Origin of the sequence: Mariniflexile aquimaris (genome assembly GCF_042676825.1) — a bacterium.
Taxonomy (GTDB): domain Bacteria; phylum Bacteroidota; class Bacteroidia; order Flavobacteriales; family Flavobacteriaceae; genus Mariniflexile; species Mariniflexile aquimaris.
In genome coordinates this window covers 229,897-244,486 of sequence record NZ_JBHTIB010000012.1, presented here as the reverse complement: position 1 = coordinate 244,486, position 14,590 = coordinate 229,897, and the positions used below count along the sequence as shown (strand labels likewise).

Genomic DNA, 14,590 nt, shown 5'->3' with positions numbered 1-14,590 from the left:
ATGTTAATTTATTGGTTTTTGTTTATCCTTTTTTTTGCCAAACGCGTACATATTCAATTTCAAAATCTACAACGCCATCTTCTTTTTTGCCTTCAGGACTATTAAGTTCTAAGTCCTCTAAACTATCAGGTACACCATGCCATGGAAATGTTTCTTGATCCAACCATATATGAATTGGCCCTGTCATAACCCAACCATTAGGTAAATTTTTCTCTTTTGCATAAGCATCTACCTGTTCTTTGGTTGCCGATGTAAATAACTTTCCATCAACATAAAGTTTCAACCCATTCTCATCCCATTCAATACCATAAACATGAAAATCGTCTGCAACTCTAAAACCATAATCTAGGTGTTCTGTATAAACCGTTTTACCTTTGCCTTCTTTACTCCAATCGTGAATAGACCACCAAAGTTCTCTATCCATCCATTCTTTGCCTTTTTGACGATGGTCTCCAAACTGTTCAAAAATATCTAATTCTGTTTGGCTTCCCGTAGCCCAAAAAGCACTGGTAATTTCGGCATCTGCGGCTTTACTTTTAATTTCCATATAGCCGTATTTAAACTCTCTACGACCAATAAAGCAAGCAGTGGTAATATTTTCGAACTTCTCAATTTTGTTATCATTACCCCAAGTTTGAGTATTATCATCGGCAAAAGGAAAATCGGGTTCCCACCTTGTTTCCAATATTAATTTACCATTTTCTAACCTGTAATTTCTTCCGGAAAATTGCGAAGGCGCTCTTCCTTTCCAGACTTTTTTATTTGGGTAATCTGGATCTTTATAAACCGGTTTTCCATTTTCAAATTTTCCAACGATGTACCATTTATTTTCATCAATTACTTGCGCATCAAATTCATCACTTACTTCGGTATTAAGAATCCATCCACCTTGATTAGTTGGGTCTGAAAACGGATTAATTGCATTGTTTAAAACCGCAGTTTGTTGCGTAGTATTCGAAGTTTTACAATTATAAAACACCGCGAATACAAAGATTAAAACTGCTATTGATACTATTTTTTTTATTAAAGCCATTTAAGCAATTTGTTTTATATTTCTTAACACCTATCCTTTTTGCCAGATTCTTAAATATTCAATCTCAAAATCAACTTTACCATCTGTTTTCTTTCCTTCAGGACTATTCAATTCTAAATCTTCTAAACTGTCTGGGACACCATGCCACGGAAATGTTTCTTGATCAAACCATATTTTAATTGGTTTGGTAACCACAAAATTTTCGTTCGCGCCATTACCACCACCATTATTAATATCATCATAACTATTTATTGTTGCTCTAGAAACATCTCTAAACAAAACGCCATCAATATAAATTTTAACACCATCGGCACTCCAATCAAATCCGTACACATGAAAAGCATCTGCCACTCTATATCCTAAATCGTGATGTTCGGTATAGGTTGTTCTCCCAGCACCTGCCGAAGTCCAATCGTGAATAGACCACCAAAGCTCTCTATCTTTCCACAACTTACTGCTTTGTCTGTGGTCACCAAAAAATTCAAAAAAGTCGAATTCAGTATTACCACCAGTAGCCCAGAAAGAACTTGTAATTTCGGCATCTGCCGCTTTACATTTAACTTCCAAATACCCATAAACAAATTCGCTTTTAGTTATTACGGCAGCAGTTGTAATGTTTTCATATTTATCACCATTACTATCTGTTGTTGGTGAAAAGTTATAATTTGGTTCCCATCGTGTTTCAAGCTTAAGTTTACCATCTTCTAAACGCACATTATTAGTTGAAAACTGTGAAGGTGCTCTACCTTTAAAGTTAGATTGAAACACACCATTACGCCCTTGAATTAACCATTTTGATTCATCTAAAACAGTTGCTTCAAACTCGTCACTAACAGCAGTATTTAATACCCAATTACCAGAATTAGATTGATCTGATAATGGATAGTTTGAATTTGGTGTAGGCGTAGGAGTTGGTGTAGGTGTAGGGTCTGGAGTCACTTGTTCCTCACCATCGGCAGGACTATCATCAGAACTACAGCCAACATTTATGCCAACAAGCATAAACACTACCACAATTAATAACCAATTAATATTTGTTTTTGTTGTCATTGATTTCTTTTTTATCGAACTACTCTACCAGACCCAGAACCACCCATAAGTGCTTCTACTTCAGATCGGGTTGAGAAATTAAAATCACCTTTAATGGAATGTTTTAAACATGATGCGGCAACGGCATATTTTACAGCCGTTTGTGGTTCTGATAATTCTGAAGTTGTTAATGCAAATATTAATCCACCAGCAAATGAATCGCCACCACCTACGCGATCAACAATATTTTTAATTTGGTAGGATTGATAATTGCCTTCATTATCTAGAGGTGCAAAATAAGGTGTATCTGATTTGGCATCATACAACATAGCTCCCCAATTATTATGTGATGCAGAATAACTTTCTCTTAACGTGATAGCGACTTTGCTCACATTAGGAAATTGCTTGACAACTTGTCGGGCAACATCTGGGTAACGTGAGGTATCTAATTTTCCCGAATGTACATCTGTATCACCAGCCTGAATTCCTAAAACATCATGACAGTCTTCTTCATTACCTATAACCACATCTATAAATGGTAAAATTTTACGCATGGTTTCCTGCGCTAATTCTCTCGCCGATTTTGATGCATCCCAATTCCAAAGTTTTCCTCTAAAATTTAAATCGATAGATACTGAAGCACCAGCTGCTTTAGCATTTTTTGCAGCAACTAATACGGCATCGGCAGCGTTTTTTGAAAGTGCTGGGGTAATACCGCTTAGGTGTAACCAACTTGCGCCTTTAAAAATAGCATCCCAATTATATTCTTCTGCAGGTGTAATGGCAATAGCCGAATCTGCACGATCGTAAATCACGTTACTTGGACGCTGATTCGCTCCAGTTTCAAGAAAATACAATCCTAAACGGCCTTTATTTGTTCTTAAAACATACTGAGTATCTATTCCTACCGCTCTTACAGAATCCATGGTAGCTTCTGCTAATGCATGCTTAGGTAATGCCGTAATATATCTTGCTTTACCTCCAAAATTACAAATAGACGCCGCAACACTGGCTTCTGCACCAGCATAGGTAACATCAAACTGACGTGTTTGTCTTAATCTTAAATATTCTGGTGCTGCAATGCGCGCCATAATCTCTCCAAAAGTTACTACTATATTCATTTTATTTAGTATTATTTTGATCTTATACTTGTTATTAAATCTCTTATTTCCTGAGCATTTTTAGTGATTACATCCCATTTTTCGGCATGTATAAGGTCGCTTTTAGCAAGCCAAGAACCACCAATCGCTGTTATTAACGAAGACTCCAAATAGGTTCTTGCATTGTTTATATTTAAACCTCCTAGAGGAATAAACTTCAATCCAAGATATTGATATGGTGCCACCATATTTTTTAAATTATCCATACCTCCAGAGGTTTCGGCAGGGAAATATTTTAAGATACGACAGCCTTCTTCCAAAGCCATTTCAATATCGGTTGGCGTCATAATTCCAGGTGCAAAAGGCAATCCTAACTTTACCGCCTCTGCAATAATTTTTGGGTTACAACCGGGAGCTACTGCGAAATCTGCACCCAAATCTACTACCGCCTTTACTTGGTCTTTGGTAAGTACGGTTCCAAAACCTAGTGTCATTTCTGGCACTTCTTTTTTTATGGCTTTTGCAGCATCAAGTGCTACTGGTGTTCTCAAAGTCAATTCAATCGAATCAACGCCACCTTTTAATAAGGCCTTAGCTACGGGAACAGCATGTTTTAATTCGTCGATAACAAGCACTGCTATCACTCCAGAATCATCGATTTTTTTAATTATTTCAGGCGTCATAGCCTTTTGTGAAATTGGTTGCATCTGTATATTGTAATTTAAACATTAATACTAAAAACAATGAATATTTGCTTTTAATAGACATTTTATCATTACAAAGAAAGGAAGATTTTTAGGTTGAAAACGGGCAGAACTTACCCTGTACTTAATTAAATTTACCTTATTCAATAAAAGAGAAGTTTATTATTGAAAAGAAAAATAACGCTGTTGAATAAAACAATATTTATCCCTGAAAATTAGATAGTGTCACCTGAAAATCAGATGATTTAACTACTAACAAAATATTAAAGTAGATTTACAATTTGTATCGAAATCCTTTAGGGGTATCACCCATAATAGATTTAAATTGTTTATTAAAATTAGGGATGGACTTATAACCCACATTATAACATATTTCGGAAATTGGTGTGTTTTCTTGCACTAACATTCGTGCTGCATTGCGAATGCGAATTTCATTTAAAAACTCTGTAAACGATTTATTAGTCATTTTTTTAAAGAAACGACAAAATGAATTCGTGGTCATACAAGCAATATCGGCGACATCACCCAAAGAAATATCCATTTTATAGTTATCTGAAATATACCTAATTACACTATCCAATCGATCTGGACTTTCGGTAGAAAACTGTCGCATATCGGTTGATGACAAAATGGTTTTCTCTTCTTCTTCACATAGAGATAATCTGTACAAAATATTTAATAATTTTATAGACTGTTGTCCTTGGGGTAAACTGGCAATTTCTAATAAATCATTGTGAAGCTCTTCCCCTATTGCTTTGTCAAAACTCACACCAAAATTAGACTCTTCCAGTAAATTTTTAATTCCAATAAACTCCGGATTATCAAAAGTACCTTCCCCTATAAAATTTAATAGAAATTTCATCACAATGGTGTTGACCATTAAATCTCCTCCTTCTGCTTCATAATAAGCTTCATCGTTACGCCATAAATGCGGTAAATAAGCACCAACCAATACCAATTGACCTGGATAAAAATGAGCCACACTATCTCCTACAAAACGAATTCCAGTACTTTTAGTTACATACAACAACTCATATTCGGGGTGATAATGCCATGCCGTATCTAAACAAGGAACCTCCTTATTGTAAATATTCATCCTTTTATTAACGAAGTTATCTGGATTTTTTAATACTAATTTCATAAAATTTCTAATATAATACCTAAATCAATAAAGACTTATATTATTAAACTATTTTACCCCATAATTGCTAATATATACTACAGCAATAAATTTTACCTTACGAATATAACAATTTTATATCAAATTATTAAACACTTTAACAGCAAGCACTAAACAAAAATGTTAATTTAATAATAAATAAAACCTCAATAATAACATAAATCTATATATCAACCAGTTACAAGCCTTATTACAATAATTTAGAATAAATAGTTTATATAACTTCTCAATTTTACCTTTAAAACGCATTTTTTAACATATATTTTTTTTAATTCTTGTGGTTTACAAATCAACGATTATTAATAATTCAATCACGTTATAAACCACTCACTACCAATGTAAAAACCATTTAAGGTAATTATCGCAAAGTTTAGGGTAATATCAACTAAATATTGGCTGTAGTTAAGTAGTAACTTGCAACAACAATTAATCTTAACTACTAAATATTTTACATTATGAAAAAAATTTACTCAACATTTTTATTTGTTTTTGCATTTTTTGCATTAAACGCTCAAACAACTTTAACAGCAGGCGATATTGCCATTGTTGGCTATAAATCTGTAAATACTAATCAAGGCGCCATAGCTTTTATGCTATTAAAAGATATTGAAGCAGGTACAATTATTAATATTACAAACCGATCATGGCTTGATAATCAAACAGGGTTTACTGGCGCATATGGTGTTGATGATGTTTATACTTGGACCGCCGGAGCTGCTTTACCTACAGGAACTATCTTAACCTTAGGTACTGGAGAATCTGTAACCAGAGTTACAGGAGGTGCATTGTCGACTGTAGGTACTACTGTGAAATCAGGTGGAGGTACTACAACTGGTTTTAATCTTTTATCCAACAATAGTGGTTGGGGAGATTCTGTTCTGTTTTTTCAGCATTCTGGTACTTTTGCAGAACCAACAGACGGAACATCATCACAATGGATTACTGGCATAAGAACAGGACTAGATTGGAGTGAAGTTGTAGCAAATACAGCAAATGCATTTTGTGCGAAACCTACAGCTTTAGATGCTATGGCTGATTATACTATTAAATTTGGCTTTAATGTTATGTATAACGGAGTTTATAACGGTCCATTATTAGGAGATGCTAATACATTAAGAGCTAACATTCACAATCCTGCAAATTGGACAGTAAACAACACTGTTTTGAATGATGGTGGCGCTCATATTTATAGATTATGGAGTTACGCTGAAAGCGATGGTACTAATAATGGACAAATAGGTTCAAGTGGAACTTTATCAACAACTACAAAGTCTGCTTTTGAATTTTCAACATATCCAAACCCAGTAAAAGATGTGTTAAACATAAACACGAAAGAACCATTACAAAAAATATCGATTATAGACTTGTTAGGTAGAACTGTATTGACACCTCAGGTTACAAAAGAATTAAATGTATCTTCTTTAACAAAAGGGGTTTATATTCTAGCTTTAGAATCTGAAAACGGAATATCTACCAAGAAGATAATTAAAGAATAATGTAATTGTTTAATTTAGTTTTTTAGATAAGGCTTCCAAAGTTTATTGAACTTTGGAAGCCTTTCCATTTCTTACCATTTCATATAATTTATGAATATACTTTCCAATCCTAAATCGTGAAATATTTATAACTGGACTATATTCTATCCGAATTACACTTCTGAAACGTGCATAACTAAATTTCGATATCCAAAGAAAAGATTATATGGAAGCATTCGCGACGCTTCGGGATAAACACTTAAAAAAATATTTTAAACACATTAAACAACCTTACAAACTTGCTCTTTATTATCTTCGACTATGTCCTATTTGCACTTAGTATTACTTTCTAAATAATTCAAAATCAAACTTTCTGTAGAAAATTAAATCTGAAGATTTCAGCAATTTATTAATTATCAAAAACATCTTTTCTTTTCTTTTCTTTCCTTTTATTCAACCAAAAAAAAATTACTATCTGTAGATTACTAACAGCAAGCACATTCACTGAAAAAATAAGCTTAATAAAACTCACTGCTTTGCGGGTTTATAAGATTATAAATGCTTTGGTTAAGGTTTGTCTATTGCAATTTACATCTCTTAAGGCGGAAGCCAACTTTAATTAATTAAATCGTCAAATTTTAAAACAGTTTTTTTCTTTTTAGAAATTAACCTTGATGTTTAACCAACTAAAGCGGAAACTCATTAAAATCGAATACAAAATAGGAATTAGATGTATTAGAATTAAGTTCATAATTAATGCTTATATAAAAATCAATAAAAAAAACGGACAATCAACATATGTTAATTGCCCGTTTTCAATTTAAATAGAATTAATTTCTAGTTGTAAACCTCTTTCTCTGTTACTTTAATAGTATAAGCAGTAGTAGATGCTCCAACAACTGTTAAATTACCAACTCCAGTAGCTTTATCTGCTGTAATGGTATATTTAATGGTTTCATTTTCAGACACTCTATTTACTGTAATATCGTAACTAGACTCTGTAGAATTGTCGGTATATCCTGTAGCCGTATAACTAATCGGATTTACAGAAGTTGTATACACAATAATTAAAGGCTTCTCTCTATATATATTTATTGCATAAGGCGCATTAGTTCCTACAATGTTTGTAATGGCATACACCGGAACTAAATCGATGTCTGGCTCTTTAAAATTGCTCTCTTCGCTACAGCTAAAGAAGAATAAAACAATAGCAAAAAGCCCTAAATATTTTATGTTGTTTTTCATAATTATTCTTATTTTAAATTAAGGTCTTACTTCGATTGGAACTAACGATAAATCATCAAAATACATTAATTGAGCTCCAGATACTCCTGGATTATCATCTGAAAGGATTCTTAATGTTGTTCTATTATTTCCTGTAAGTGTTGTTGGGAACGTTATAACATTTGAAATTTCTACCCACTTTCCTTTTTCTGCTGAAGAAATATCGAAAATTTTTGTATCCGTAACCGGATTACCAAATTCAATTCTGAACGCTTTTAAAGTGGTGCCCGGTTCAATAAATACCCAATAAGACACTTTATAAGTTCCTGCTGGCACGCCATTAGGACCATCTGATATAAAGAAACCAAATAAATTTACAATTGGTATCGCTGCCACATTAGGAAGTTTATAGCGCATACTTGCAAATCCTGTACGCGATTTATTATCAACTCTTTGCCATACCCACTCATCGCCATACTGTCCATTACCTGTACCTGTACCAATACCATTTCCACCAGGAATAAAGAATTCTGATGTTGCTCCTGCATTAGTCACATTACCTCCGGCAATTTCAAACCCTGGATGTGAATTCCCTGGCAAAATACTTACCCCAAAAAACATTTTAACCGTTGCAGGACCAAAGGCCTCTAAAAGTCTGTCGTCGGCAGATCGAATATTGCCTGCACCATTATAAGAAACTGTTACAACATCGCTATTATAAATAGGGGCTGCTAAAGTTAAATCTATAAAAATGGCATCGCTTGCATTTACTCGAGCAGATTGCACAGGAATATTTTGATCGAAGCCCGTTGCAGCGTTTTTAACATTAACTGTAAAACTTCCTTCGGCACCTGTAAAAGGATTTACTTCTCCATTTACTCTAAACGTGATTTTTTGGTTAATATCTTCAGTCAACGCACCGTCAAAAACAAAAGGTTGAGAAGATTTAACTACTTTAACCTTAAGCGGTATTATTTTTTCGGTTGAAGCTTGTGGAAATGGGGTTAATCTTCCAGATTTAAAAACTCCGGCATTAAAGGTTCCCAGTCTGTAAAACTTAACAACCGATGATGCTAAGTTTGATGTACCAGGTACGCCATCTGGGGTTCCCCAAGTTCTAAAATTAGGCCTACCTATTGTTGTGTTGTCTACAAATGTTAAAGATGTAGCAGCTTCAATTTCAATAGTTGGCCATGAATCTGAATCCTCTAAACTAGGCAAATCTGTCTCAGTAATTTTTAGAATTTCAACACCATCTTTTAAAACTGAAAAAGCAGGTGAAATTGTAGCATAAACATCAAAAATAAATTCTGTTTTAACAACAAATAATCCATTTTCATCATATGTTTCAACTTTAACACGGTCGGCGTTATCGCTGCTTATGTTGGTTTTTACTGGCTCATTAAACTTGTTTATTAGCGTTACCGTATTTATTCCGCTTTTTCTAAAAAACACGTGTGCTTTACCAGATGTAATGGACAATCCTGCTTCGTCATCTATATATTTTTCAAGAGAGTCGGCAGATTTAAACCCTTCTTTTAAAAAGAAATTACCCTCTTCTATTTTCCATTCTGAACTTACCGCGTTTTGCGCTAAATTTAAAAATGATATAAATGTATCTGCATTAATATCGTATCGATATGCCGGATCTCTATTTCTATCTAAACTAAGCAACCAAGACACATCTGAAAATTCATCTGGCGCTGTAAAATCAGCATAATCATCTTGATTACAACCCCATAACACTATAAGGCTAAGCAAGAATATTACTATTTTATTATTTTTCATTTCGCGAATTTTTTTTAGTTAATACTTGGGTTTGCATTAATTTCTGCAAATGGAATAGGATAATATCCGTTTTTAGATTCATCATAGTTTAAATATGGAATATCATACTCATAATCTATAATTAATGCTCCAGTTGGCGGAGTACCCTGATTTAAAGAAGGGAAATTACCTCTGGTTTGAGATTTTCCTTCAGAATTAATAAAGGTATAATTTAACCCGTAATATGATGAATTTGACAATTCTTGTAATCTTTCTTTAAAACCATAGTTGTCTGATTTTTTCCATCGTTGAAAATCTAACCATCTAATGGCATGTCCTTCAGCACCCATTTCAAGAGGTTTTTCAACTTTCATTAAGCGCTGCATTAACCTATTAGCATCATAATCTTCTTCATCATAAGTATGAGCAGTGTCTGAACCAGATTTTCCAATTAAAACCAATCCCCATCTTTTTCTAATTTCATTAATTAATCTTATTGCTTCATCAACATCACCAGTTTTAATTTTACACTCTGCTTGCATTAGCATAACATCAGCTAATCTATTAAGAGTTACATTTTTACTTGACCATTGAGAGCCTAGAGGTAGTTGATTTTCTGCCGTTACAATATCATGATTTGAATATTTTTTCCAAATACCAAATCCAGAATAGGTTCCATGAAACACACCTACAACTTCAGAAACAGTACCATTTAAGTAATATTTAGTTTGATTATCTTCTACAACAGCCATCATAGCAGAAGCTCTTAAAGGCACATTACGTAATGCTGATCCTCCTGCAGTAGTTGTGTAATAATTTCTAGAATCTAAAGGATCTTTTGGTTCTGATTTATAATCATAGATTATCCATGCTGGACCTAAAGCCGAATTATTAACCGTTGGCGAAGTTGTTTGAAAGTTTAACCAGTTTGTTCCAGATGTACCATCCCAAGGTGACAATTCACTTTGAATAAAACTTGTGGTAAAATTTATTTCAAAAATAGATTCTTTATTAAACTCTCCAGCGGTAGTAAACAATTTACTCATATCATACTCCAATTCATAGCCATGGTTGTTAATTACATCTGTAAAATAGGTCATGGCTTTGGTATAATCTAGCTCGTAAAGATAGCTTGTTCCTAAAATGGTGGCTGCAGCCCCCGAGGTTACTTTGCTTACATCGTTATCAGGATATGCACCTTTTTTGTATAAATTAGCATATGCATACTCCAAATCTTCTCTAATAAATTTAATTACATCTTCGGCAGGTGATAATGGTTTAGCAAAATCTTCGTTTGTTAATGGCACCTTATCTCTAATTATAATACTGCCTTTATTAAAGGTGGTGTATAAATAAAAGTGAAATAACCCACGGAAAAAACGTGCTTGAGCCATCTGGGATTTCCATTCTGCTTGTTCGCTCGACGAAACATTTAAATCTTCAAGTGCTTCAATAACTTGGTTGGCTCTAAAAATACCCAAATAATTTGTTTGCCATTTATTAGAAATATCTTGTGTACTACCGTTATATGTATGATAATAAAACTCTCCAGGATTTCTTGGAAACGGACGCCCCTCGCCTGGATATGCCATATCTGATCGTAACATTTCAGAAGTCACTAATATTAAACTTGGATTATGCAGTGTTTTGTAAACAGCATTTAATCCTGTTTCTGTTTCGTTTAAATCTTTCCAATAATTGTCTTTTGCAATTATATTTGGATTTTTCTCGGATAAAAATTCGTTATCTTGACATGAAAATACGGCACTTATTGTAAGAACCAGTATTAAACATTTAGCTATTATTGATTTCATAATTTCTTTTTTTTAAAAATTAAAATTAATTCCTACAAAATATGATGATGATACTGGTCCAGTATCTTTATCAAGACCTCTGCTAGATATACCTCCGCCAACTTCTGGATTATAACCAGAATACTTGGTGAGAGTTAATGGGTTTTGTGCTCTTACATAAAATCTCAATCTATTGAAACCCCATTTTTCAACTGTTTTCTTAGGAATACTATACCCTAAAGACACTTGTCTTAATCGCAAATACGAACCATCTTCCAACCAAAGGTCGCTATATCCAAGAAAGTTAGGGTGTTTTTGAATATCGTCTCTATAAGCCGGTATAGATGTTACCGGATTTGCTTCAGACCATTGGTATATTTGATCTTTATGTCTTCCATATCCATATGCCCAAGCATCAAACCCGTTCATGATTTCTTGACCTATAGCAGCATACCAGTTCATGGAAAAATCAAAACTTTTAAATGTAATATTGCAGGTGTATCCTATTTCGTATTCAGGCAATCCGCTTCCACTATAAACTCTATCGTCATTATCTAATTGGTTATCATTATTTTGATCAATATAAATAACGTCTCCCATTCTTGCCGCAGAATTAATTTTTTGGTAGTCGGCTAATTTTTCTTCTGTATCAATGATTCCATTTGTTCTCCAAAGATAAAAGGCAGCGGCTTCACGACCCACTGCTAACGCTGTAACGCGAGACTGAAGAGGCGCTCTTCCAACAAGTCCAAAATCATCGGTTAAAATAAAATTATCGGTTCCGTTAATTTTTGTAATTACGTTTTTGTTAGTAGAAAAAGTTCCATTCATGTTCCAATTAAACTTTCCGGTTCTCATTTTATAACCTAACGCTAATTCAAATCCTTCGTTGGTCATGTTACCAACATTTAAAACTACGCGTGCATTATTTCCTCCACCAGCAGAAAGCGGTAAAAACACCGGAAATAACATATCTTCTTTATTTGCGTAATAATATTCGGCCGATAGGGTTAATTTGTTCTTAAAGAACCCTAAATCTATTCCTATATTAGATTGGGTGGTTGTTTCCCATTTTAATAATTCGTTAGCAAAACTTGTTTGAGTAGCGCCTAAATTCAACTGTTCAACACCATTAATCATACCGATATAGTTAATATTCTGTTCTATACCTGGCACAAACGAATAAGACGTAATCCTGTCATTTCCAACAGAACCATGGGATAATCTTAATCTAAAATTATTGATTTTTTCGAATGATGACCAAAACGATTCATCTGAAATATTCCAAGCTAAAGCAACCGATGGAAAAGTACCCCATTGGTTATCGGTACCAAATTTAGAAGAACCATCGCGACGCACACTAGAACTTAAAAAATAGCGCCCTTTATAATCGTATTGTACTCTAGCAATGGTTCCTATACGGGTATCGGTATAATCGAAACCAGACGAAACACTTTGATTTCCAGTAGCCAAATCTAAAACATTGGCGTCTGGATTGGTTACTCCTTCTCTACGCGCAGAAAACTGTTCCTGTTTATATTTTTCTGTAGTTACAAACAAACCAAAGGTTAATTTATGATCGTCCATAATTTGTTTAACATAGGTAGCTCCTAATTCAGCACTTAATGACGTTCTATAAAGCGTTGTCATTTCTATATAGCTATTTGAAGGCTGCGTTTGTAACACAGGTGGATTTTGGTTATTGTAAATAGCTTGAAATGGTCTTTTTTCTTTACCTATGCTATTTGTAGTTGTAAGACCTACATTACTAGAAAGTGATAAACCTTCCAATAACTCGTAGTTAACTGCAAACGACGCATTCGTTCTCACTGTTTTTAAATCTTGCTCTGTACGTAAGGTTTCTAATACCCAGCCTAATCGATTTACATCGTTTCCTCCTTGAGAGATATCATCAAAACTTTCTAGTTCAATGCCATTTTGCGTAGGTCTATAAACAATAGCTTGTGATAACAGATTACTTTGAGGAATGTCTCTTTGATCGATATTAAGACCAATACTTGTTTGAATTCTTAATTTATTTCGTTCATAAACAGTATTTGCTCTGGTATTAAATCGGTTATATGCCGAATTAATTTGTAATCCTTCTTGGTTGAACCAACCTAAAGTTACATTATAAGTAATATCTTGAGTACCACCAGATATATTCGCATTATAATCTTGTGTAGGGACGTTATTCCTAAAAATCAATTTATTCAAATCTGTTTCGTTTTGAAAATAAATTGGATTATTAAGAATTTGAAGTGCCGTAATTCTATCATCTAAGGCGCCTTGTGTGTTTCTTTGTTGTACAACATCAAAATAAGTTTGCTCTAAAGAATTCATTAAAGGCACTGCTGCTCTTCTATTTTGAATAGCGTAACTACCATTTAAACGAACTTGAAGGGTCCCAGCTTTACCTTGCTTTGTAGTAATTAAAATAACCCCAGTTGCACCTCTAGAACCATAAATTGCAGTTGAAGCCGCATCTTTAAGAATATTTATACTTTCAATATCTGAAGGTGGAATCCTAGGATCACCTTCTTGAATAATACCATCCACTACATACAATGGTGTATTGTCTTGTAAGGTAGTTACACCCCTAATTAATATTTCGGAAGTACCACCAGGGGTTGAAGACGATACAATGTTTACACCAGAAACCTGACCTTGAAGTGCCGTCCCTAAATCTGATGTGGTAATTTGTTCTATATCTTCTGATTTGACAATTGCTACAGCACCTGTTAGTTCTTTCTTTTTTACAGATCCGTAACCAATCACTACAACTTCATCCAATTGGCTTGCTTGTTCTTGTAAAGTAACATTTAAAATACTACCTGTAACTTTTACAGATTTTGGAGTCATGCCTAAATAACTAAAAACAAGAACATCTCCTGTTTTAGCTGGTATGTTATAATTTCCATCAAAATCTGTTACAGCGCCAACTTTAGTTCCTTCTAATAATACGGCTGCTCCGGGAATAGGCATACCATCTTCACCTTTTACAATACCTTTTACTGTTACATTATTTTGCGCTAACAAACCACAATGCAACACTAGAAACATAATGAGCGTAAACCGACTCAATAGGCTTTTAGATTTAAATAAGTTTTTTAAATTCATTAGTTTAAGTTTAGTTTAATATGTGTAGTACAACATCATAAAATTTAGTTTTTATATGATTTTGTAAAATTAATTCTAATCTATACTTTAACGATATCAATAATTATCTTTTGCTTATTCAATATTACCTTAAATAATTTTTTATTTATACCATTTCTATTTCCT

General features: G+C 33.7%; 10 protein-coding genes. 1 reads left to right on the top strand and 9 read right to left on the bottom strand.

The features are described from left to right. Positions 1–22 precede the first annotated feature (22 nt). From ACFQ0I_RS09100 to ACFQ0I_RS09080, 5 genes are all read right to left on the bottom strand, one after another. The gene (locus ACFQ0I_RS09100) at positions 23–1,033 is read right to left on the bottom strand and encodes a family 16 glycosylhydrolase (RefSeq protein ID WP_379941473.1); all 1,011 of its coding nucleotides are present in this window, start codon (positions 1,031–1,033) and stop codon (positions 23–25) included. Positions 1,034–1,063: 30 nt separating this feature from the next. Next, the gene (locus ACFQ0I_RS09095; protein WP_379941471.1) at positions 1,064–2,083 is read right to left on the bottom strand and encodes a family 16 glycosylhydrolase; all 1,020 of its coding nucleotides are present in this window, start codon (positions 2,081–2,083) and stop codon (positions 1,064–1,066) included. Between the two features lie 11 nt (positions 2,084–2,094). Next, positions 2,095–3,183 (bottom strand): sugar kinase, encoded by a 1,089-nt coding sequence (locus tag ACFQ0I_RS09090; protein WP_379941469.1) that lies wholly within the window; start codon positions 3,181–3,183, stop codon positions 2,095–2,097. A gap of 11 nt (positions 3,184–3,194) precedes the next feature. Continuing rightward, on the bottom strand, positions 3,195–3,869 hold the full coding sequence (locus ACFQ0I_RS09085) for a bifunctional 4-hydroxy-2-oxoglutarate aldolase/2-dehydro-3-deoxy-phosphogluconate aldolase (RefSeq protein ID WP_379941467.1): 675 nt from the start codon (positions 3,867–3,869) through the stop codon (positions 3,195–3,197). Between the two features lie 271 nt (positions 3,870–4,140). Next, the gene (locus ACFQ0I_RS09080; RefSeq protein ID WP_379941465.1) at positions 4,141–5,007 is read right to left on the bottom strand and encodes an AraC family transcriptional regulator; all 867 of its coding nucleotides are present in this window, start codon (positions 5,005–5,007) and stop codon (positions 4,141–4,143) included. Between the two features lie 494 nt (positions 5,008–5,501). On the opposite strand from ACFQ0I_RS09080, the gene ACFQ0I_RS09075 reads away from it, so the two are divergent. Further along, a complete protein-coding gene (locus tag ACFQ0I_RS09075) occupies positions 5,502–6,542 on the top strand; it encodes a T9SS type A sorting domain-containing protein (RefSeq protein WP_379941463.1) in 1,041 nt (346 codons plus the stop codon). A gap of 816 nt (positions 6,543–7,358) precedes the next feature. Here the strand turns inward: ACFQ0I_RS09075 and ACFQ0I_RS09070 are convergent. From ACFQ0I_RS09070 to ACFQ0I_RS09055, 4 genes are read right to left on the bottom strand one after another with little or no spacing between them, the layout of a single operon-like run. Beyond that, on the bottom strand, positions 7,359–7,766 hold the full coding sequence (locus ACFQ0I_RS09070) for a hypothetical protein (RefSeq protein ID WP_379941461.1): 408 nt from the start codon (positions 7,764–7,766) through the stop codon (positions 7,359–7,361). An 18-nt stretch (positions 7,767–7,784) separates the two neighbouring features. After that, entirely contained in the window at positions 7,785–9,533 is a 1,749-nt protein-coding gene (locus ACFQ0I_RS09065) for a hypothetical protein (protein WP_379941459.1), read from the bottom strand. A gap of 14 nt (positions 9,534–9,547) precedes the next feature. Next, entirely contained in the window at positions 9,548–11,326 is a 1,779-nt protein-coding gene (locus ACFQ0I_RS09060) for a RagB/SusD family nutrient uptake outer membrane protein (protein WP_379941457.1), read from the bottom strand. A 12-nt stretch (positions 11,327–11,338) separates the two neighbouring features. Beyond that, positions 11,339–14,425 carry a SusC/RagA family TonB-linked outer membrane protein gene (locus ACFQ0I_RS09055; RefSeq protein ID WP_379941455.1) on the bottom strand — a complete coding sequence of 1,029 codons (3,087 nt, stop codon included), beginning with the start codon at positions 14,423–14,425 and terminating at the stop codon, positions 11,339–11,341. Between the last annotated feature and the right edge of the window lie 165 nt (positions 14,426–14,590).